23 protein-coding genes are annotated in these 20,833 nt (G+C 68.3%); 12 read left to right on the top strand and 11 right to left on the bottom strand.

Going from position 1 to position 20,833, the window contains the following annotated elements:
- Positions 1 to 23: 23 nt before the first annotated feature.
- From HPA01S_RS10200 to HPA01S_RS10210, 3 genes are all read left to right on the top strand, one after another.
- Positions 24 to 1,019: a Bug family tripartite tricarboxylate transporter substrate binding protein gene (locus HPA01S_RS10200; protein ID WP_066269548.1), complete on the top strand. Its 996-nt coding sequence runs from the start codon at positions 24 to 26 to the stop codon at positions 1,017 to 1,019.
- A gap of 276 nt (positions 1,020 to 1,295) precedes the next feature.
- A complete protein-coding gene (locus HPA01S_RS10205) occupies positions 1,296 to 1,559 on the top strand; it encodes a hypothetical protein (protein WP_066269552.1) in 264 nt (87 codons plus the stop codon).
- A gap of 133 nt (positions 1,560 to 1,692) precedes the next feature.
- Positions 1,693 to 2,241, top strand: a complete 549-nt coding sequence (locus tag HPA01S_RS10210; RefSeq protein WP_084360597.1) for a GNAT family N-acetyltransferase — start codon at positions 1,693 to 1,695, stop codon at positions 2,239 to 2,241.
- 19 nt (positions 2,242 to 2,260) lie between these two features.
- Here the strand turns inward: HPA01S_RS10210 and HPA01S_RS10215 are convergent, their stop codons facing one another.
- Positions 2,261 to 2,890: an OmpA family protein gene (locus HPA01S_RS10215; protein ID WP_169801517.1), complete on the bottom strand. Its 630-nt coding sequence runs from the start codon at positions 2,888 to 2,890 to the stop codon at positions 2,261 to 2,263.
- 176 nt (positions 2,891 to 3,066) lie between these two features.
- Here HPA01S_RS10215 and HPA01S_RS23060 point away from each other — a divergent pair, with 176 nt between their 5' ends.
- Together HPA01S_RS23060 and HPA01S_RS10220 are read left to right on the top strand one after the other, a co-directional pair.
- Entirely contained in the window at positions 3,067 to 3,234 is a 168-nt protein-coding gene (locus tag HPA01S_RS23060; protein ID WP_157084959.1) for a hypothetical protein, read from the top strand.
- A 34-nt stretch (positions 3,235 to 3,268) separates the two neighbouring features.
- A complete protein-coding gene (locus HPA01S_RS10220) occupies positions 3,269 to 5,434 on the top strand; it encodes a CHASE2 domain-containing protein (RefSeq protein ID WP_084360592.1) in 2,166 nt (721 codons plus the stop codon).
- A 34-nt stretch (positions 5,435 to 5,468) separates the two neighbouring features.
- Here the strand turns inward: HPA01S_RS10220 and HPA01S_RS10225 are convergent, their stop codons facing one another.
- From HPA01S_RS10225 to HPA01S_RS10265, 9 genes are all read right to left on the bottom strand, one after another.
- On the bottom strand, positions 5,469 to 5,975 hold the full coding sequence (locus HPA01S_RS10225; RefSeq protein ID WP_066269556.1) for a FecR family protein: 507 nt from the start codon (positions 5,973 to 5,975) through the stop codon (positions 5,469 to 5,471).
- Between the two features lie 242 nt (positions 5,976 to 6,217).
- A complete protein-coding gene (gene kynA, locus HPA01S_RS10230; RefSeq protein WP_066269558.1) occupies positions 6,218 to 7,078 on the bottom strand; it encodes a tryptophan 2,3-dioxygenase in 861 nt (286 codons plus the stop codon).
- A gap of 103 nt (positions 7,079 to 7,181) precedes the next feature.
- A complete protein-coding gene (gene kynU / locus HPA01S_RS10235; RefSeq protein ID WP_066269560.1) occupies positions 7,182 to 8,477 on the bottom strand; it encodes a kynureninase in 1,296 nt (431 codons plus the stop codon).
- Positions 8,474 to 9,103 (bottom strand): arylformamidase, encoded by a 630-nt coding sequence (gene kynB, locus HPA01S_RS10240; protein WP_066269561.1) that lies wholly within the window; start codon positions 9,101 to 9,103, stop codon positions 8,474 to 8,476. The genes kynU and kynB overlap by 4 nt, the downstream gene beginning before the upstream one ends.
- Before the next feature lie 107 nt (positions 9,104 to 9,210).
- Complete coding sequence (locus HPA01S_RS10245; protein ID WP_066269563.1) at positions 9,211 to 9,528, bottom strand: YkgJ family cysteine cluster protein; 318 nt, start codon at positions 9,526 to 9,528, stop codon at positions 9,211 to 9,213.
- Complete coding sequence (locus HPA01S_RS10250) at positions 9,525 to 10,454, bottom strand: class I SAM-dependent methyltransferase (RefSeq protein WP_066269564.1); 930 nt, start codon at positions 10,452 to 10,454, stop codon at positions 9,525 to 9,527. The genes HPA01S_RS10245 and HPA01S_RS10250 overlap by 4 nt, the downstream gene beginning before the upstream one ends.
- Before the next feature lie 8 nt (positions 10,455 to 10,462).
- Entirely contained in the window at positions 10,463 to 11,023 is a 561-nt protein-coding gene (locus tag HPA01S_RS10255) for a hypothetical protein (RefSeq protein WP_218005338.1), read from the bottom strand.
- The gene (gene argF, locus HPA01S_RS10260; RefSeq protein WP_066269566.1) at positions 11,020 to 11,943 is read right to left on the bottom strand and encodes an ornithine carbamoyltransferase; all 924 of its coding nucleotides are present in this window, start codon (positions 11,941 to 11,943) and stop codon (positions 11,020 to 11,022) included. The genes HPA01S_RS10255 and argF overlap by 4 nt, the downstream gene beginning before the upstream one ends.
- A gap of 8 nt (positions 11,944 to 11,951) precedes the next feature.
- Positions 11,952 to 13,151, bottom strand: a complete 1,200-nt coding sequence (locus HPA01S_RS10265; protein WP_066269569.1) for an aspartate aminotransferase family protein — start codon at positions 13,149 to 13,151, stop codon at positions 11,952 to 11,954.
- A gap of 280 nt (positions 13,152 to 13,431) precedes the next feature.
- Between HPA01S_RS10265 and HPA01S_RS10270 the strand changes: the two genes are divergently transcribed.
- Positions 13,432 to 13,752, top strand: a complete 321-nt coding sequence (locus tag HPA01S_RS10270) for a DUF3579 domain-containing protein (protein ID WP_066269571.1) — start codon at positions 13,432 to 13,434, stop codon at positions 13,750 to 13,752.
- A 142-nt stretch (positions 13,753 to 13,894) separates the two neighbouring features.
- Here HPA01S_RS10270 and rpsT read toward each other — a convergent pair whose 3' ends face one another.
- The gene (rpsT, locus tag HPA01S_RS10275) at positions 13,895 to 14,197 is read right to left on the bottom strand and encodes a 30S ribosomal protein S20 (RefSeq protein ID WP_066269573.1); all 303 of its coding nucleotides are present in this window, start codon (positions 14,195 to 14,197) and stop codon (positions 13,895 to 13,897) included.
- A gap of 159 nt (positions 14,198 to 14,356) precedes the next feature.
- Here rpsT and murJ point away from each other — a divergent pair, with 159 nt between their 5' ends.
- The 6 genes from murJ (at position 14,357) to HPA01S_RS10305 (ending at position 20,823) form a co-directional block, all read left to right on the top strand.
- Entirely contained in the window at positions 14,357 to 15,916 is a 1,560-nt protein-coding gene (gene murJ / locus HPA01S_RS10280) for a murein biosynthesis integral membrane protein MurJ (protein WP_066269575.1), read from the top strand.
- A 32-nt stretch (positions 15,917 to 15,948) separates the two neighbouring features.
- The gene (locus HPA01S_RS10285; RefSeq protein ID WP_066269580.1) at positions 15,949 to 16,806 is read left to right on the top strand and encodes a SirB1 family protein; all 858 of its coding nucleotides are present in this window, start codon (positions 15,949 to 15,951) and stop codon (positions 16,804 to 16,806) included.
- A gap of 113 nt (positions 16,807 to 16,919) precedes the next feature.
- Entirely contained in the window at positions 16,920 to 17,552 is a 633-nt protein-coding gene (locus HPA01S_RS10290; RefSeq protein WP_066269582.1) for a Rossmann-fold NAD(P)-binding domain-containing protein, read from the top strand.
- Positions 17,553 to 17,664: 112 nt separating this feature from the next.
- Complete coding sequence (locus tag HPA01S_RS10295; protein ID WP_066269584.1) at positions 17,665 to 19,323, top strand: FAD-dependent oxidoreductase; 1,659 nt, start codon at positions 17,665 to 17,667, stop codon at positions 19,321 to 19,323.
- Entirely contained in the window at positions 19,320 to 19,649 is a 330-nt protein-coding gene (locus tag HPA01S_RS10300; protein ID WP_066269586.1) for a 4Fe-4S dicluster domain-containing protein, read from the top strand. The genes HPA01S_RS10295 and HPA01S_RS10300 overlap by 4 nt, the downstream gene beginning before the upstream one ends.
- A gap of 118 nt (positions 19,650 to 19,767) precedes the next feature.
- A complete protein-coding gene (locus HPA01S_RS10305) occupies positions 19,768 to 20,823 on the top strand; it encodes an ABC transporter substrate-binding protein (RefSeq protein ID WP_066269588.1) in 1,056 nt (351 codons plus the stop codon).
- Positions 20,824 to 20,833 lie beyond the last annotated feature (10 nt).

Below are 20,833 nucleotides of genomic sequence, written 5' to 3' on the forward strand. Positions count from 1 at the left end.
CAACAACCAACAACGAGGCAGACATGAGCTTTGACAAGACCCCCGTGACCCGCCGCCACGCGCTGGCAACCGGCGCCGCCCTGGCCGCCGCCACCGCCATGCCCACCGCCGTGCAGGCCCAGGCCCAGTGGCCGAGCCGGCCGCTGAAGATCGTGGTCGGTTTCCCCGGCGGCTCGTCACCCGACCTCACCGCGCGCCTGCTCGCCGAACCCTTGCAGCAGGCGCTGGGCCAGCCGGTGGTGATCGAGAACCGGCCCGGCGCCGGCGGCAACATCGCTGCCGCGCAGGTGGCGCGCGCCGACGACGATCACACCATCGGGCTGATGATCAACAACAACATGACGATCGCCAAGATCCTCAACCCCGAAACGCCCTACGACCCGATCAAGGACCTGATGCCGGTGTCGCTGATCGCGGTCGCACCGCTGGTGCTCTGCGTGCCGGTCAACGTGGCGGAAAGCGGCGCAGCCTACATGGCGGCGGCGCGCGCGGCCGGCGACAAGTGGAACTACGGCACACCCGGCGTCGGCACCGTGGCGCATCTGGGCATGGAACTGCTCAAGAGCCGCGCCGGCATCGCGCCGGTGCATGTGCCGTACCCGGGCAACCCGCAGGTGATCACCGCCTTGCTCGGCGGCCAGTTGCAGATGTCCTTGTTGCCACCGGGCCTGGCCATGGTGCAGGTGCGTGCCGGCAAGCTCAAGGCCATTGGCGTCACCTCGGCCGGCCGCAGCAGCCTGGTGCCCGAGGTGCCAAGCCTGACCGAAGCCGGCGTGCGCGACTTCCAGCTCGAGATCTGGAACGCCGTGGCCGCGCCCAACAGCCTGCCCAAGGCGCATGTGATGCGCCTGTCGGCCCTGCTCACCGACATCGTGCGCCGCGAAGACATCCGGCAGAAGATTTTTTCCCAGGGCTGGCAGGTTGCCGGCACCGGCCCGGAAGGCCTGGCGCGCCGCATCCAGAGCGACACCAGCACCATGGCCGACGTGATCCGCCGCAACAAGATCCACCCGGACTGACGCCGGACACGGCGGCGCTCGACCGCGTGCGACCGAGGGGCTACGGCCCCTTTTTCGCGTCTGTTCGCCGGCTCGTGAGAAGCGGGGCACGCATCGACATGCACGGCGCAGCGTGCCGAACGAGCTCGGTGAATTCTTGACAGGCTTGCGACCATGAGCACGCCGCACGCCGCACGCCGCACGCCGCATGCCGCATGCCGCATGCCGGAGGCGTGTGGCGCGAGCAGGACTGGTGCGGCATCGGTCCGCAAGGAGCCGACCTCAGCGGCAGCCCCGATGAGCAGCTTCGAACAACTGCTCGCGGCCGTGCCCACAGTGCCGGCCAGCCGCGCCGACGCGGCCCAAGCACGCGCCTGGCTGGACGAGGTGCAGCAACTGGTGCCGGCGCTGCAGACCGGCCGCGCACCGGGCGACGCAGGTGCTGCGTTGGCCCGCCGCAGGCACTGCTCAACCGCGTGTTACCAGGCCGGCTGGCGCACGTTGGAAAGGGCGACTGGATGGCGTTGGCCGACGCCGTGCGGTGACATGCCGCCGCATTGAGGCAACGCATTTCAGGCCCATGGCTCGTGCACACTGCGGGCATGAGCCACTTCCATGTCGACAGCCACGAATGCACAGGCATCCCCTGCCTTGAACCCCGCGTGTCGGCGCAGCCCGCGCCAGAGGTGCCGTGATGTCCACCAACACCGATGCCCGCCCTGGCGAGACGCCAACCACGGTGCGCGCCTTCCTTGCCAGCGAATGGCCGGTCTACCGCGCCCTGCGCCTGCAGGCGCTGCAGGACACACCCGATGCCTTCGGCAGCACCTGGGCGGAAGAAGCAGCGCGGCCGGTGGACGCGTGGCAGGAGCGCCTGCGGGCCGGCGTCGAGTCCGGCGCGGACCTGCCGCTGCTCGCGCTCGCCGCCGGTATGCCGGCCGGCCTCTGCTGGGCGAAGCAGGATGCCGGCGACACCCGCCGCGTCCACCTGTTCCAGATGTGGGTGGCGCCCGAACACCGCGGCATCGGCCTGGGGCGGCAACTGCTGCGCGGCGCGATCGACTGGGCCAGCGCGCGCGGTGCGCAAAGCCTGTGCCTGGGCGTCACGCTGGGCGACAGCAGCGCGCTGCGCCTGTACCTCGCCGCCGGTTTCGTGGCGGTGGGCGAGGCCGAGGCCTTGCGGCCGGGTTCGGCGCTGCGCTCGCAGGCGATGCGCCTGGCGCTGTGCGCACCGGCCGCCTGAAGCGGCGCAACGCCGCCGCTCAGTGCAGCGTGATCTGCACCCGCCGGTTGCGCGGTTCGTCCACACCGTCCCGGGTGGGCACGAGCGGGTTGCTCTTGCCGTGCGACTCCATCGTCAGGCTGGAGAACTTCAGGCCCGAGGCGCGCAGGCGGTCCGCCACCACCTTGGCGCGCTGCGCTGACAGCACCAGGTTGTCTTCCGCGCTGCCCACGGTGTCGGTGTGGCCGATCACCACCGCCGCCAGCACGGGCAGTGCGTCCGGGCCGCGCAAGCGGCTGACGAGGCGGCTGAACTGCGCTTCCGATTCGCGCGTCAGGCGCGTGCTGCCGCTGAAGAAATACAGCTGCACGTGTTCGGGTGGAGCGGGCAAGGCTGCCCTGGCTTCGCCAAAGACGGCGTCGATCTGCGGCGCCGGCAGTTCGGCCTTGAGCTCATGGCCGTCGATGGCCGCCACCTGGCCGGCGCGCGTGAGCACCTGCTGGCCCTTCTGCCCGCTCACGATCACCTGGCCAACCGAGCCGTCGGCATCGGGCAGCAGCACCACGTAGGAACGCGGCAGGCTGGGCGCGCAGGCCGACACCAGCAGCACCAGCGCGCCCAGCATGGCGAGCGCCAACAACCGGCGAAGGGGGTGGTGGATCTGAAACATGCGGGAACTTCCAAATGGGTCGTGTGGGGCAGGCCGCATCATGCCATTGCGAAACCCTGCCCCGTGTAGGGGCGATGCTAGTATCGGTGCGGTGAATCCCGGGCCGGCATCTCCGGTCCGTTCGAGCCCGGCACGCCCGCATGTTCTGTGTGGGGCACTCCCATCATGAGAGCGACATGACAGCTGACGACACCGGATGGCCGCGGCGCCACCACGCCCTGGCAACCCACCTCGGCGCCAATTTCCAGAACACTGGTGCGACGATGCAGCGCATTCAATCCTGCGTGCCCTGTGTTGATCTGTGCGCGGTCGTTGCCCCGGCACGCCGAGCCGGGGCCGTCTGAGCGCCACAGCCCGGCTTCACCCGAACGCGCCCGCATGAAGTACCCGCTCAAGCTGACGATGCACATGGTCGCCGTGTTGCTGAGCGTGGCAACGGCGGCGCTCGGCCTGGCCCTGGTGCTGGCCGACCCGCTGGCGCTGCGCACCTTGCGCCATCAGGGCTTTGACCAGTACCAGCGCTGGCTGCCGCGTGCCTACGAGGCGGTGCCGGTGCGCATTGTCGACATCGACGAAGAAAGCCTGGCCAAGGTGGGCCAGTGGCCGTGGCCGCGCCACAAGATGGCCCGGCTGGTGGACCAGCTCGGTGCCCAGGGTGCGGCGGCGGTGGGTTTCGACGTGGTGTTTGCCGAACCCGACCGCACCTCACCGAGCCGGGTCTCGGCCGAATGGCCGGTGTCGCCCGAACAGGCGCGCACGCTGGCCGCATTGCCCGACCACGATGTGTTGTTTGCCGAGGCCATCGCCCGCCAGCCGGTGGTGCTGGGTTTTGCGCTGCGCAGCGATCCACCCGCCGCACCTGGGCTCGGGCCCGCGGCCGCGCCCTTGCCGCACGCCCGCTACGTCTGGCTGGGTGAGCCCAGCCCGCAGGCCCTGCACGGTTTTTCGGCCGCGGTGCCGGCACTGCCACTGCTCGACGCTGCGGCGCAGGGCGGTGGCGCCTTGAGCTTCGTGCCCGATGGCGACGGTGTGGTGCGCCGCGTGCCGCTGGCGATGGCGCTGAACGGTGCCCCGGTGCCCAGCCTGATCGCCGAGCTGCTGCGCGTGGCGCAGGGCGCCGAAAACCATGTGCTGCGCCGCGCCGAGGGCGACGCGCCGGCGCTGGCGCAGGTGCGCACCGGCCAGGTGAGCGTGCCCACCAACGGCCAGGGCGAGATCTGGCTGCACTACACCGAGGCGCAGCCGCAGCGGTATGTGCCGGCCTGGCAGTTGCTGGCGGGCGAGGTGGACCGGGCGCTGCTGGAAGGCCACCTGGTGTTGGTGGGCAGTTCCGCGCAGGGCCTGATGGACCTGCGCGTCAACCCGCTGGGGCGTGTGATGCCCGGTGTCGAGGCACACGCGCAGGCGCTGGAGCAGGTGCTCTCGGGCTACTACCTGAACCGCCCCGGCTGGGCGCTGGCGGCCGAGGCGCTGGCGGTGGTGCTGGGCTGCGTGTTGCTGGTCTGGATCGGCGCCTTCGTGCCCGCGTTGTGGGCCGCGGGCCTGGCGCTGGCGCTGGTGGGCGGCGTGCTGTGGGCCGGCTGGTGGTCGTTTGCGCAACAGCGCCTGCTGCTGGACAGCTTCACGCCCGCGCTGGCCTGGGCGCTGGCCTTTGTGCTGGCCAGCCTGAGCCGGCACTTCTGGAGCGAGCGCCAGCAGCGCTGGATCAAGCAGGCGTTCTCGCGCTACGTCTCGCCCAACCGGGTCGAGTACCTGATGAACAACCCCGGCCAGCTCGAACTGGGTGGCAAGCGCCAGCACTGCAGCTTCGTCTTCACCGACCTCGAAGACTTCACGGCCCTGATGGAGTCCATCGACCCGTCCGAGGCCGTGGCCTTGCTCAACCGCTACCTGGAAGAGATGGTCTCCATCGCCTTCCGCCACCAGGGCACGCTGGACCGCATCGTCGGCGACGCGGTGGCGATCATGTTCTCTGCGCCCGTGGTGCAGGTGGACCATGCGCAGCGCGCGCTCGATTGCGCGATGGAGATGCACGCCTTCGCCACCGGCTACGCGCGTGATCTGCAGGCCCGGGGCATACCCTTCGGGCTGACGCGTTTTGGTGTGCATTCGGGCGAGGTCATCGTCGGCAACTTCGGCGGCCAGGCGCTGTTCGACTACCGCGCGCTGGGCGACACGGTCAACACCGCCGCGCGCCTGGAGAGCGTGAACAAACAGCTGGGCACCCTGATCTGCGTGTCGGACGCCACGCTCTCGGACTGCGAGCGCCCGGTGCCGGCACGGCCGGTGGGGCGCCTGGTGCTCAAGGGCAAGAAGCAGGCGCTGCTGGTGTACGAGCCACTGCCCGAACCGCTGCCGGCGGGGCATGCGCCGACCGCGCTGTACCAGGAAGCCTACGACGCCATGCGTGCGGGGGATGTGATGGCCTTGGCCTTGTTCGAGCGCCTGCACCAGCGCCACCCGGACGATCCGCTGGTGGCCTTGCACGCAGCGCGGCTGGCGCAGCAGGAGCAGGGCGACCAGATCGTGCTCAGCCGCAAGTGACCGGCTCAACAGGCACGGCAGGCCCGAAGCGTTCTTACTCTTCGTCGACCTTGAGCAGGAACTGGGTACCGCGCACGCCGATCATGCCGGTGGGCGTCTTCACGGTCACGGCCTCGGGTTGCAGCTTGGCGATCACGCCCGAGACGTAGTTCAGCGTGCCCTTGCCCATGCGCGCGCCGAGCTTGAGCTTGCCCTCGGCCGGCTCGTAGAGGTATTCGTCCACCGTGAGCACGGTGCTCGGACCGAACGACATCAGCGTGTTGTCCTTGAACACCACGCCCATGCTGGAGTCGGCGTCGGTGCGCAGTTCGCTGCCCTGGTGCAGCGGCGTGCCGGGTTCGGCCGGCACCTGCTTGCCCAGCGTGGTGACCGAGGCCGTGCCCTTGACGTTTTTCACGTAACCCACCGGCTTGTCCGTGTGCTGCTGCGCCAAGGCCAGGCCGCTGCAGCCCGCCCACACCAGGCCCGCCACCAGAGCGGACAGCGCGAGTGCACGGGCCGAGAGGGAGCGGGGGGAATGTGGGGCGGTGCGGGAAGTCACGAGGGTGGTCTTGTGCGGGTGAGGAAAAAGAGGGGGTGGTGTCGCCCGAGGTTTCCAAGCATAGGGCTTGCCTCATGCCGGAAAGCGGCCGACGAAGGGCATGATAAGCCCTCCGAGTGGAAAACCAAGCGGGTTTCTGCCCATGACCCGGTGGTGAATGTTCACCAAAGCCGCGCCATCGGTGCCGCTTTGGTCGTCTTTGGCGGGCTTTGGTGTGCTTTCTTTCCGGCGCTGGGAAGCGCTCAGAGTTCGGTGCGCAGGCTCCAGATCTCGGGGAACAGCACCACGTCCAGCATCTTGCGCAGGTAGCTCACGCCGCCGGTGCCACCGGTGCCGCGCTTGAAGCCGATCACGCGCTCCACCGTGGTCACGTGGCGGAAGCGCCAGAGGCGGAAGGCGTCTTCGATGTCGGTGAGTTTCTCGCCCAGCTGGTACAGATCCCAGTGCGCGTGCGGGTCGCGGTAGACCGTGAGCCAGGCTTCCTGCACGCCGGGGCTGGCTTCGTAGGGCTGGGTCCAGTCGCGCTGCAGCCGGTCGGCCGGCACGTCGATGCCCTCGCGCGCCATCAAGCGCAGGGCCTCGTCGTACAACGAAGGCGCGCGCCAGGCGGCTTCCACTTTGGCCAGCAGCTCGGGCTTGTGCGCGTGCGGCTTGAGCATGGCGGCGTTCTTGTTGCCCAGCGCGAATTCGATGCAGCGGTACTGCGCGCTCTGGAAGCCGCTGGAGTTGGCCAGCCAGGGCCGCATGGCGGTGTACTCGGGCGGCGTCATGGTCGACAGCACGGTCCAGGCGTTGACCAGCTGTTCCATGATGCGCGTGACACGCGCCAGCATCTTGAAGGCCTCGGGCTTGGTGTTGTCCGGGCTGGCGAGCGCGGTGATGGCGCCCTGCAGTTCGTGCAGCATGAGCTTCATCCACAGCTCGCTGGTCTGGTGCTGGATGATGAACAGCATCTCGTCGTGCGCGGGCGAGAGCGGGTGCTGTGCGTTCAGCACCTCGTCCAGGTGCAGGTAGTCGCCGTAGCTCATGTCGTGGCTGAAGTCGAGCTGGGCGCCTTCTTCGCGCACGATGTCTTCGGGCTTGTGGTGTGGATGCGTGCTCATGGCATTCCTCCAGAGCCACCGCCGGGCCGGCTTTGCAGGACGGCTGATGACGCCCCCTTGAGGGGGTAGCGCGAAGCGATGCAGGGGTGTGTTCGATTCATGTTCAGGTCACCGCGTGTTTCTGGTTGAACTCGGGCCGTTGCCACTCACCACTCACCAGCACCTGGTGCAACTGCTCGACCGCGTTCCACACGTCTTCGAAGCCGATATAGAGCGGCGTGAAGCCGAAGCGCAGGATGTCCGGGTGGCGCACGCCGTCGCCGGCGCGGAAGTCGCCCACCACGCCGCGCGCGATCAGGGCCTGCACGATGGCGTAGGCGCCTTCCTGCTTGCTCAGGCAGACCTGCGAGCCGCGTTGCGCATGCGCCAGCGGTGTGGCCAGGCCCAGGCCGTGGCCCTGGCAGCGCTGGTTCACGAGCTGGATGAAGAGGTCGGTGAGCGCGAGCGATTTGGTGCGCAGCGCGGCCATGCCGCCGAGCGCTTCGGCAGCCAGGAAACTGTCCACGCCGCATTCGAGCGCGGCCAGGCTGATCATCGGCTGGGTGCCGCACTGGTACCGCGTGATGCCCGGTGCGGGCCGGTAGTCGGGCGTGAACTCGAAGGGCGTGGCGTGGCCCCACCAGCCGGCCAGCGGTTGCCAGAAACGGTCGGTGTGGCGCGGGTGCACCCAGACGAAAGCCGGTGCGCCGGGGCCACCGTTGAGGTACTTGTAGCCGCAGCCCACGGCGTAGTCGGCGTTGGCGCCCGTGAGGTCCACCGGCACCGCGCCGGCGCTGTGCGCTAGGTCCCACAGCATGAGCGCGCCAACCGCGTGCGCCGCCTGCGTCACGGCTGCCATGTCGTGCATGGCGCCGGTGCGGTAGTTGACGTGCGTGAGCATGAGCACCGCCACCTCGGGTGTGAGCGCGGCGTTGATGCCTTCGGGCTCCACCAGCACCAGCTCGAAGCCGCGTTCCTTGCACAGCGCTTCGGCGATGTAGAGGTCGGTCGGGAAGTTGCTGCGTTCGCTGACGATGCGGCGCGCGGCCGGGCGTTCGCTGGCGGCCAGGTGCATGGCGGCCGACAGCACCTTGTAGAGGTTGATGGAGGTGCTGTCGGTGGCCACCACGGTGCCGGGGGCGGCACCGATCAGGCGCGCGATCTTGTCGCCGACTTTTTTTGGCAGGCCGAACCAGCCGTTCTTGTTCCAGCTCTGGATCAGGTCGGTGCCCCATTCGCGCGCCACCACGTCGGCCACGCGCGCGGGTGCGCTGCGCGGCATCACGCCGAGCGAGTTGCCGTCGAGGTAGACCATGCCGTCGGGGAGGTGGAACAGATCGCGCAGGCTGCGCAGCGGGTCTTGCGCGTCGCGTGCGCGGCAGTCTTCCAGGGAGATCGTGGCGGTGGTCTTTGTGGTCATGTCAGGCTTCGCAGGATGGCGCGCACCGGGCTGGCGTCGGCGGTGCTGAGTTTCAAGGGCAGGGCGATCAGCTCGTAGTCGCCTTCGGGCACGTCGTCGAGCAACAGGTTTTCCAGCACGCGCAGGCCGCGGCGGCGGGTGGTCTGGTGGCTCTCCAGCGTCTTGCTGCTGGCCGGGTCGATGCTGGCGCTGTCGATGCCGATCAACTGCACGCCAAGGTCGGCCAACTGCGCCACGGTTTCGGGCGCGAAGGCGGGCAGTGCGTCGTCGAAGCGGTCTTGCGGCTGCTGTTGGTAGACGCGCACCAGCACCCGCTGGGGCAGGTTCGTGAGCGCATGCGCAATGTGTTCGGGCCGCACCAGCGGGCCGCAGCCGATGGCGTGGATCACGCGGCAGGGGCCGATGAAGGGTTCGAGCGGCATCTCGCCGATGGCGGCGCCTTCGGCGTCGTAGTGCAGCGGTGCGTCGGCATGTGCGCCCACGTGTGGCGAGAGCGTGATCGCGCTCACGTTGACCGGGCAGCCCGGGCCGATGGTGGCGGCCCACTGTTGCGAGTAGGCCGTGTCACCCGGAAAAACGGGGGTGCGCGCGTGCACCGGCGGGGAGATGTCCCAGAGCTGTTTCATGGTGCGATGAAGGTAGCACCCTGAAAAAAACCGTGGTGTCGGTTAATCCCAACAGGCCCGCCTATTTGTTGGGGCCTGCATCAACGACCAACGCCGGGGCGGCAGGCTCAGCCGGCACCGTCCAGCGCGGGCAGGCCATGGCGCTGGCGCGCGCGTGTGCAGGCCTCGCTGCCTTCTTCGAACTCGCGGCAGGGCGAGGGCCGCCACTCGTAGATGCCGCACACGGCCCGCACACCCACCTTGCCGCTGAGTGCGGCGCAGCGTGGTGGTGAATGGTCGGTGCCGCGCATGCGCGCGATGCTGTGATTGACCTCCACCGCCAGGCCGCCCGGCACCGTGCCGCCCAGGTCTTCGGTCTCGTGCACCGAGAAGTCGACACGGAAGCAGGCGCAGCAGGCGCCGCAGCTGGTGCAGGTGTTGCTCATGCGTCGCGGGGCGGCAGCGCGGGTGCGCGGTACAGCAGCACCTTGAGCGCGCGCTCGGGTGCCACGTCGGCAAACGAGGCGGGGTTGTCCAGCCGCCGTTCAAACTGCAGCTCGGGTGCGGCCTCCTGCATCTGCTGCTGCAGGAAGTCGGGGCCGAGCTCGGGTGCGTTGAGGCACAGCAGCAACTGGCCTTCGGGCAGCAGCAGCTCGTTCATGCGGCGCATCAGGCGCTGGTAGTCCTTGGTGGCGACGAAGCTGCCTTTCTGGAAGCTCGGCGGGTCCACGATGATCAGGCCATAGGGGCCGCTGCGCGTGATCTTGCCCCAGGTCTTGAAGATGTCGTGCGGCAGGAAACTGGCGCCCGAAGCGAGTCCGTTGAGCGGGTGGTTCTGCTGGCCGATCGCCATCGCGCCGCCACTCATGTCGACGTTGACCACCTGGCGTGCGCCGCCTTGCAGCGCCGCGATGGAGAAGGCGCAGGTGTAGGCGAACAGGTTGAGCACCTTGCGCTGCGCGGCGTGTTCGCGCACCCACTGCCGGCCCTCGGCCATGTCGAGGAACAGGCCGTGGTTCTGCCCCTTGAGCACGTGCACCAGGTAACGCGCGCCGCGCTCGGTCACCACATGCGGCTCGGGCACGGCGCCGGCCATCAGGCGGGTTTCGGTCTGGCGCTCGTGGCGGCACTGGAACACCCAGTTCAGGCTTTCGCCGGGTGCAATCTGCGCCCAGCGCGCGGCCAGCGCCGTGTGCAGGGTCTGCAGCGTGGCCTCGTCCACCGGCTGGAAGCTGGTCAGCACCCAGACCGGCGGGAAGGCGTCGAGCGCCCATTGTTCGTGGCCCGGGTGCAGGCCGCCGCGGCCATGGAACACGCGGGCGGCGTCGGTGGGCTTGTCCAGCCGGCTGATGGTGTCGAGCAGCGCTTGCACAGAGGGTCTCAGGTGGCGGCGGCCGCGATGCGTTGCAGCAAGCGGCGGCGGATCAGGCCGCTGACCGGGCGGATCAGCAGCCAATAGGGACGGAAGCGGCGCAGGCTGGCGGCGTCGGGGCAGCTCACGCGGGTGCAGGTGCTCAGCCAGGTGCTGTTGCCGTGTGGGCTGGCGCTGAAGTGCAGCACCAGCTTCGGCACTCCCTGCAGGTTGAGAAAGGCGTCGGCGTTGGCGACCGGGTGCAGGCCGTAGTCGGCTTGCCAGAAGCGGCCGGCGAGGCCAAAAGCCAGCTCGCCATCGCCCCGACGTTCGAGCAGGGTGAAATCGTCCAGGCCGAACGGGCGCGCCGGCAAGGCATTGCGGCCGCCCAGTTTTTGCCAGAGCCGTGCCGGGGCTTCGCGCAGGGCGATGGCCTTGTTCACCAGCGGGTCTGCCTGCTGCAGCACGGGCGCAACCTGATCGAGCAACTGCGCCGGCGCGGCCGCCACCTGCAGGCCATGCCGTTCGGCGAACTGGTGCACCGGCAGGTAGCGCTCCAGCAACGCCGTGGACGATGGCGGTGGCTTCAACCGAGGCGGCCCAGCAGCAGGTATTCCATCAAGGCCTTCTGCACGTGCATGCGGTTCTCGGCCTCGTCCCAGACCACCGACTGCGGGCCGTCGATGACTTCGGCGCTGACCTCTTCACCACGGTGTGCGGGCAGGCAGTGCATGAACAACGCGTCGGGCTGGGCCGCGCGCATCATGTCTTCGTCCACGCACCAGCGCTTGAAGGCCTCGCGGCGCACTTCGTTCTCGGCCTCGAAGCCCATGCTGGTCCAGACGTCGGTGGTGACCAGGTGCGCGCCCTGGCAGGCTTCGCGCGGGTCCTTGAACACCTTGTAGCAGTCGCGCTGCGTGATGCCGGCGAGCACCGGGTCCACCTCGTAGCCACCGGGCGTGCTCACGTGCACCGTGAAGCCGAGCAGCTCGGCCGCCTGCAGCCAGGTGTTGGCCATGTTGTTGCCGTCACCGACCCAGGCCACCACCTTGCCGGCGATGGAGCCACGCTGCTCGATGAAGGTGAAGATGTCGGCCAGGATCTGGCAGGGGTGGAACTCGTTCGTGAGGCCGTTGATGACGGGCACGCGCGAGTGCGCGGCGAACGCCTCGATCTTGCTCTGCTCGTAGGTGCGGATCATCACGAGGTCGACCATGCGGCTGATCACGCGCGCGCTGTCTTCGATGGGTTCGGCGCGGCCCAGCTGGCTGTCGCCGGTGGTCAGGTGCACTACCGAGCCACCCATCTGGTACATGCCGGCTTCGAAGCTCACGCGCGTGCGGGTGCTGGCCTTCTCGAAGATCATGGCCAGCGTGCGGTCGGGGTCGGCGAACGGCTGGTACTTCTCCACGGCCTTGAACTTGCGCTTGATGAAGGCCGCGCGTTCAAAGAGGTAGGCGTAGGCGCTGGCGTCGAGATCCTTGAACTGCAGGTAGTGCGAGATCGTCATGGTGCGGGTCACTCAGCGAGGAAAGCGTGGATCAGCGGCAGCAGGATGCCCGCCACCTCGTCGGCCTCGGCCGTGGTCATGATGAGCGCCGGCACCAGGCGGATCACGCTGTCGGCGGTGACCGAGATCAGCAGGCCGGCTTCGGCAGCGCGCTCGGTCAGCACGCCGCAGGGGCGGTCGAGCTCAACGCCGATCATCAGGCCCTGGCCGCGGATCTCCTTCAGGCCGGGACGTCCGGCCAGGCCCTTCTCGAGGGTGGCACGCAGGTGTTCGCCGACACGTGCCGCGTTCTCCAGCAGGCCTTCCTGCTCCATGATGCGGATGGTTTCCACCCCGGCGCGCATGGCCAGCGGGTTGCCACCGAAGGTGGTGCCGTGGTTGCCGGGCTGGAAGATGTTGGCGGCCTTCGGGCCGGCCACCACCGCGCCGATCGGCACACCCGAGCCCAGGCCCTTGGCCAGCGGCATCACGTCGGGCACGATGCCGGCCCACTGGTGGGCGAACCACTTGCCGGTGCGGCCCATGCCGCACTGCACCTCGTCGATCATCAGCAACCAGTCGTTGGCGTCGCACAGCGCACGCACTTCCTTCAGGTACTGCGCGCGCATGGCGTTCACGCCGCCTTCGCCCTGGATGGTCTCGAAGAACACCGCCACCACATTGGGGTTGCCCGCGGTGGCCTTCTTCAGCGATTCGATGTCGTTGAGCGGCACGCGGATGAAGCCTTCCACCAGCGGGCCGAAGCCGGCCTGCACCTTGGGGTTGCCGGTGGCCGACAGGGTGGCGATGGAGCGGCCGTGGAAAGCCTTGTCGTAGACCACGATCTCCGGGCGCTCGATGCCCTTGTCGTGGCCGTACTTGCGCGCCAGCTTGAGTGCGGCCTCGTTGGCTTCCAGGCCGCTGCTGCAGAAGAACACGTTGGTCAGGCCGGAGCGCTCGACCAGCATCTGGGCCAGGTTTTCCTGGTCGGTCACATGGTAGTAATTGCAGCAGTGGATCATCTTGGCCACCTGGTCCTGCAAGGCAGGCACCAGTTTGGGGTGGCCGTGGCCCAGGGTGTTGACGGCAATGCCGGCCAGCGCGTCGATGTATTCCTTGCCGTTGACGTCCCACACGCGCACGCCTCGGCCATGGGACAACGCGATCGGCAGACGGCCGTAGGTGTTCATCACGTGGGGCGAGGCGACGGGCTTGAGGGCGGCGTTCATGCAGGGACTCCGGAAATGAAGGGCAGGGGGAAGGTCAAAAAAAATAGGCCCAACGAAGGTTGAGCCGTTGAAGCGCGATTTTAGGGGCTGTGCATGGGCATCATCATTGCTAGTTGAGCATCGAAGAAATGCCGGGCGCGCACGCAGGTGCCGACCCGGGTAATCCCTTGGGTCAAGTCTTATATAAGATAGAATACCTACCGTCCATCCCAGTGAGCGATCCTCGGTCTGGCGATGGTGTTTTTCCTCCGAGCCGTCCATCCGAAGGCCCCTCTCCCGAATGGTTTCACCCACAGCCAAACAAGTGTTCATCCAGGGCGTTACGCAGGATGGCCGCACTTTTCGCCCCAGCGACTGGGCCGAACGCCTGGCCGGCGTCATGAGCTCGTTCCGCCCCGGCGGTGCCACGCCCGGCAGCCACCTGAGTTATTCCCCCTGGTGTGTGCCGAACAACATCAACGGCATCAAATGCGTGGTGGTGGACGCCGAATTGCGCGAGCACGAACCCATGGCCTGGGATTTCTGCATGAACTTCGCGCGCGACAACGGCCTGCAGGTGGCTGAGGCCTGCCTGTTGCCCGATCCCCCGGCCAAGGGCTGATTTTTTTCGCACTGCTGCCCCGAGCGGGCAACAAAAAAGCCGTCTGACGACGGCTTTTTTGCTTTTGCTGGCAGCGCACCCGTTTCAAACGGCGGGCCAGATGGCCCGGGCTGGTGGTCTGGCGGGGCCAGACCGGTGGGCTTCAGGCTGCAGCGGCTGCTGCGAGGCCCTTGACCTTGGACGACAGGCGGCTCTTGTCGCGAGCTGCCTTGTTTTTGTGGAAGATGCCCTTGTCGGCGACGATGTCGACAACCTTTTGCATCTTGGCGAACAGTTCGGTCGCCTTGTCTTTGTCACCGGCCAGAACGGCTTTTTCAACGTTCTTCACGGCGGTGCGGTATTTGGAGCGCAGCGAGGTGTTGGCTGCGTTGATCTTGACGTCCTGGCGAACGCGTTTGCGGCCAGACGCCAGGCGGGGGTTCTTTTTCTTCGGCTTGGTTGCCATGGTGAGTTTCCTTCAATGTTTGGGGATGATGCCAGCAAAGCCCGCGATTTTAGCACGGGCGTCATTGCCTGCAAGACGGGCCCGACGGGCCGGAAAGCAGCGCCTGGCCGGGCCCGACCGCCTGGAAAGGGCCACGATCCCGGTCGTTACACTCCCGGCGTGACCCTTTTCAAGTCCGCCTCCCTCGTCTCGCTGTTCACGCTGGCGTCCCGCATCACCGGCCTGGTGCGCGAGCTGCTGATGGCAGCCACCTTCGGCGCCAGCGCGCTCACCGACGCCTTCAACGTCGCCTTCCGCATCCCCAATCTGCTGCGCCGCCTGTTCGCCGAAGGTGCCTTCAGCCAGGCGTTTGTGCCGGTGCTGGCCGGCGTACGCGAAAAGGACGGCGACGACGCCACGCGCCTGCTGGTGCACCAGATCGCCACCGTGCTGGCCTGGGCCCTCACCCTAACCTGTGTGCTGGGCGTGCTGGCTGCGCCGCTGCTGGTCTGGGCCATGGCCAGTGGCCTGGAGCAGGACGGTTTTGATGCCGCCGTGGTCATGACGCGGTGGATGTTTCCTTATATCGGCTTCATGTCCTTCGTGGCCCTGTCGGCCGGCATCCTGAACACCTGGAAGCGTTTTGCGGTGTCGGCGGCCACGCCGGTGCTGCTCAACGTGGCAATGATCGCGGCGGCGGCCTGGGGTGCGCCCTGGTTCGGCACACTTGGCATTCCGCCGATCTATGCCATGGCCGGCGGGGTGTTGCTCGGCGGCATGCTGCAACTGGGCGTGCAAATTCCTGCCTTGCGCAAGATCGGCATGCTGCCGCGCGTGAGCTTGCGCTGGTCAAGCCTCACCACCGCCTGGAACCACCCCGGCACGCGGCGTGTGACCACCCTCATGCTGCCGGCCCTGCTGGGCGTGAGCGTGGCGCAGATCTCCTTGTTGATCAACACCCAGATCGCCTCCCACCTGGGTGCGGGCAGCGTGAGCTGGCTCACCTATGCCGACCGCCTGATGGAGTTCCCCACCGCCATGCTGGGCGTGGCGCTGGGTGTGGTGCTGCTGCCGCAACTGGCCGCGGCCAAGGCGGCGGAGGACACCGACCGCTACAGCGGCCTGCTCGACTGGGGCCTGCGCCTGGTGGTGTTGCTGGCCGTTCCCTGCGCGGTGGCCTTGCTCACGTTCGCCCAGCCACTGGTGGCGGTGCTGTACCACTATGGCGCCTTCACCGCCGCCGACGTGCAGCGCACCGCCGCCGCCCTGATGGGTTATGGCGCCGGCCTGATCGGGTTGATCGCCATCAAGGTGCTGGCGCCGGGCTTTTACGCGCGGCAGGACATCCGCACGCCGGTGAAGATCGCCATCGGTGTGCTGGTGCTCACGCAACTGCTCAACCTGCTGCTGGTGCCGCGCCTGGGCCATGCCGGCCTGGCGCTGGCGATCGGCATCGGCGCCATGGTGAACGCCTTGTTTCTGCTGGTTGGTCTGCTGCGCCGCGGCGCCTACCGGCCGGCGCCGGGTTGGGCCCGGTTCGGCACCCAGGTGGTGGCCGCCAGCGCCTTGCTGGCGGTGTTCCTGATGTGGGCCGCGCAGCACGTGAACTGGCTGGACTTTCAGGGCCAGGCGCTGCAGCGCGTCGGCCTGCTCACCTTGTGTGTGCTGGGCGGGGTGCTGGTGTATTTCCTCACCTTGCTGCTGGGGGGCCTGCAATTGAGGCAATTCGTCCGAAAATGACGTAATCTGTGGCCTCAGGACCCCGCCACACCATGCCCACTGTGTACGAATTTTCTGCCCCGACCCCCTTGGCGTACTTTGCTGCCCTGGTGGGGGACGACGAGGCCTTGCCGCTGTTCGAGGCGGCTGTCTCGGTGGCGCAGGACGAGTACCCCGACCTGGACGTGCAGCAGGTGCTCGGCGACGTGGACCAGATGCTCGCCCGCGTGCGGCGCCGCTGCGCCAGCGACGCCAGCCCCCTGCAGCGGTTGCGCACGCTCAACCAGTTCTTTTTTCGCGACATGGGGTTTGGCGGCAACGTCAACAACTACTACGACCCCGACAACAGCTTTCTCAACGCCGTGCTGCGCACGCGCCGCGGCATCCCGATCACGCTCGCGGTGCTCTGGCTGGAGCTGGCGCAGGGCCTGGGGCTGAAGGCGCGTGGCGTCAACTTTCCCGGCCACTTCATGGTCAAGGTCAACCTACCCAATGGCCAGGTGGTGATTGACCCCTTCACCGGCCAATCGCTCAGCCGCGAAGACCTGTCCGAACGCCTGGAACCCTACAAGCGCCGCAACGGCCTGGTGGACGACTTCGACGTGCCGGTGGGCCTGTACCTGCAGGCGGCCACGCCGCGCGACATCCTGTCGCGGCTGTTGCGCAACCTGAAGGGAATCCACAGCACGCAGGAAGACTGGCTGCGCCTGATCGCAGTGCTGGACCGGCTGCTGATCCTGCTGCCCGACGCCTGGATCGAACACCGCGACCGCGGGCTGGCCTGGGCCGAGATGGGCGACGTGCCGCTGGCCGTGGCCGACCTGGAGACTTACGTGGCCCACACCGACGACGCGCTGGACCGCGAGACCATCACCCAGCGCCTGCAGGCGCTGCGTGGCGCGCACAACTGAGCGCCGCCGGCGCTGCACGGGATGTGTCCTGGTGTAAGTCCGTTTGACGCGCCGCACGGTCGCATCGACCATGCGCGCCAACAGGTCGCCACCCCGGCGACACGACAGACAACATGAAACAACTGATGCTGGTGGGTGCCACCGGGCTGGTGGGCAGCCATGTGCTGCAGCAGGCCCTGGCCGATCCGACCATTGAACGCGTCGTGGCACCCACGCGCAAACCCCTGGTGCCGCAACCCAAGCTGCTCAATCCCCTGGTGGATTTCGAGCGCCTGCCGCATGACGCCGACTGGTGGCAGGTGGACGCGGTGATCTGCACCCTAGGCACCACCATCCGCGTGGCCGGCTCGCAGGCCGCCTTCTACAAGGTGGACCACGACCACCCTCTGGAGGTCGCCTACCTCGCGCGGCGCCACGGCGCCAGGGCCTTTGCGCTCAACTCCGCATTGGGGGCCGATGCGCGCTCGCGCGTCTTCTATTCGCGCACCAAGGGCGAGACCGAGCGCGACCTGCAGGCCGTGGGTTACCCCTCGCTCACGCTGGTGCGCCCGGGGCTGATCGCCGGCCACAGGGCCGAGCCGCGCCCGCTGGAGCGGCTGGCGGTGCAGGTCTCGCGCGTGGTGCAGCCGCTGTTGCCGCGCCGCTACCGCGTGGTGCCGGCCGAACGCATCGCCCACCACCTGCTGCAGGCCGCGCTGGCGGCCACGCCCGGTGTGCACGTGCTGCCCTCCGAAGCCCTGATCTGAGCGGCGGCCGCGCCGGGCGGCTTTTTCCGCATATCGAACCTCGGTATCCATCGTTGGAAAAGCGGTGCTGCGTTTCTAGACTGCCCTCTCTGAACACATTGGAGAGCAGACCATGGCGCAAGCCGGCATTCATTCCCCGCTGCTGAGCGACGCCGCCGGACAGCAGCAGATCCAGACCGACGTGCTGGTCATCGGCGGAGGCCCCGCAGGCACCTGGGCCGCGGTGGCGGCGGCCGCGCGTGGCGCGCGCGTCACTCTGGTAGAGAAGGGTTTTTGCGGCACCTCGGGTGCCACCGCACCGTCCGGCACCGGCCTCTGGCACGTGCCGCGCGATCGTGCCGCGCGCGAACACGCCAAGGCCAGCCGCTTCACCATGGGCGGTGAACTGGCCGAACACGCCTGGATGGACCAGGTGCTCGAGCAGACCTGGATCAACACCGAAACCCTCACCGAATGGGGCTACCCGTTTCCGACCGATGAGCACGGCCAGCTGCAGCGCACCTCGCTGCAAGGCCCCGAGTACATGCGCCTGATGCGCAAGAAGGTGAAGGAGGCGGGTGCCCGCATCCTCGACCACAGCCCGGCGCTGGAGCTGCTCACCGACGAGAACGGCGAGGTGGCCGGTGCCACCGGCATCACGCGCTCCACCGGCGAGACCTGGGTGGTGCGCGCCGGTGCGGTGGTGATCACCACCGGTGGCTGCGCCTTCCTGAGCCGCGCGCTCGGCTGCAACGTGCTCACCGGCGACGGCTACCTGATGGCGGCCGAGGTCGGTGCCGAGCTCTCGGGCATGGAGTTCTCCAACGCCTACGGCCTGGGCCCGTCGTTCTCGTCGGTCACCAAGTCGCTGTTCTACAACTGGGCCACCTTTTACGACGCCGACGGCGTGCCGATCGATGGCGCGGGTTCCTCGCGTGGCCGCGGCATCATCGCCCGCACGCTGCAGACACAGCCGGTGTTCGCCTGCCTGGACCGTGCCGATGCCGACATCCGCGCCTGGATGCGCAACGCCCAGCCCAACTTCTTCGTGTCCTTCGACCGCCAGGGCATCGACCCGTTCAGCGAGCACTTCCCGGTGGCGCTGCGGCTGGAAGGCACGGTGCGCGGCACCGGTGGCCTGCACGTGATCGGCGGCGACTGCGCCACCTCGGTGCCCGGCCTCTACGCAGCCGGCGACGCCGCCACACGTGAGCTGATCTGCGGCGCCTTCACCGGCGGCGGCAGCCACAACGCGGCCTGGGCCATGTCTTCCGGTTTCTGGGCCGGGGCCGGGGCGGCCGAGTTCAGCCGCGGCACGCGCAGCCTGGCGCGACGCACCCTGCGCCGCGCGGGCACCGCCGGCATCCAGGACGGTGGCGCATCGGCCTGGAACCCGGACGAACTGGTGCGCGCGGTGCAGGCCGAGGTGTTCCCCTACGACCGCAACTGGACGCGCCGCGCCGACCTGCTCGAAGATTCGCTGCAGCGGCTCGACGCCCAGTGGGCACGCGTGCGCCAGGCCGGCGCCCCGAGCGCGCAACACGCGGTGCGGGCCCGCGAAGCGGTGGCCATGCTGGCCACCGCGCGCTGGATGTACCGCAGCGCGCTGCAACGCACCGAAACGCGCGGCATGGCGCGCCGTGCCGACCACGCCGGCCTGGACCTGGCGCAACAGCACCGCCTGGTCAGTGGTGGTCTGGACGAGATCTGGGTGCGCACGCAGGCCGTGCGCAACACGCCCGTGCCCGCCGCCGCGTCGGCCCACACCCAACCCGAAAGGCTCGCCGCATGATCGAGATCGTCAGCCCCGAACGCTGCACCGGCTGCAACATCTGCGTCAGCGCCTGCCCGACGCAGGTGTTCGACGCCGTGCCCGGCGGCATTCCCCGCATCGCCCGCCAGGACGATTGCCAGACCTGCTTCATGTGCGAGCTGTACTGCCCGACCGATGCGCTGTACGTCGCACCGGTGGCCGACCACGCCGTCACGGTGGCCGAGCAGGGCACCGAGGTGCAGCAGTGGATCGGCAGTTACCGCCGCGCCGTCGGCTGGGGCAAGGACCGCCAACCCACTGCCGTGCTGGACGCCAGCTTCGAGCTGCTGCGCCGGGCGCATTGAGCGGCACACCCCCGCCGCGCTGCGCGCGACCCCTCAAGGGGACGGCACCTGCGGCCCGGTAGAGCCGGTTCCGCGCTGCCCTGGACCGACTTCCCTTCTTCTTCACGGAAACAGCTTCATGACTTCTTCATTCTTCAAATCGGTTTCAGCCCTGCTGCTGGCCGCTGTCACCTCGCTCGGCGTCCACGCGCAGACCCAGCCCGAGGCCATCCGCTTCGGCGGCTTCGGCCAGGGTTTTGGCCAGCCGCATGGCGTGGCCTTGCTGGCCATCGCGCAGAACAAGGGCTTCATTGCCGATGCGTTCAAGGGCACGCCGGTCAAGCTCAGCTTCGAGTACTTCACCGGCACCGGCCCGGCCATCAACGAGGCGATTGCCAACAACCGGCTGGACTTCGCGCAGTACGGCTCGTTGCCCAACATCATCGGCAAGGCCGGCGGCCTGCCGACGCGCATCCTCTCGTCTTACGGCTACACCCCCGTGTTCGCGCTCAGCCGCCAGGGCCTGGAGGTGAATTCCTTCAAGGACCTCAAGGGCCGCAAGGTGGCGGTGGCCAAGGGCACGGTGCTGCACTGGGCGCTGCTCAAGGCCTTGCAGGAAAACGGCCTCACGCTGCGTGACATCCAGCTGGTGGACCTCAAGACCGCCGACCAGCTCGCCGCGCTCACGGCCGGCAGTGTGGACGCCGCGGTGGGCTCCAGCAGCCTGCTGACCTTGCGCGACAAGGGCGTGGGCAAGGTGTTTTATTCGTCCAGGGAACTGGGCGCCAAGGGCTCGGGCTTCGGCGGCATTCTGGTGAGCGAGAGCTTCGAGAAGCAATACCCGGAGGCGACGCAACGTGTGGCCAACGCGCTAGTGAAGGCCGCGCACTGGCTGGGCCAGGAAAACAACCGCGACGAGGCCTACCGCATCTGGGTGCTCTCGGGCGTGCCCTACCAGGCCTTCAAGGACGACTTCGACGGCGTGTCGCTCAAAGAAGTGTTCAACCCGCGCGTGGACGCCTTCCTGCTCAGCCAGTACGAAGACGCCATTGCGTTCAGTAAGGAGAACAAGCTGATCCGCGCCGACATCGACGTCGCCAGGTGGGCGGCCCCAGCCTATGTCGAGAACGCGCTGCGCGCCCAGGGCCTGCAAGCCTACTGGGCTGACCGCGCCGCGGCTGTGGCCCGGCACTGACAGCACGGAG

This window comes from Hydrogenophaga palleronii NBRC 102513 (genome assembly GCF_001571225.1).
GTDB lineage: Bacteria > Pseudomonadota > Gammaproteobacteria > Burkholderiales > Burkholderiaceae_C > Hydrogenophaga > Hydrogenophaga palleronii.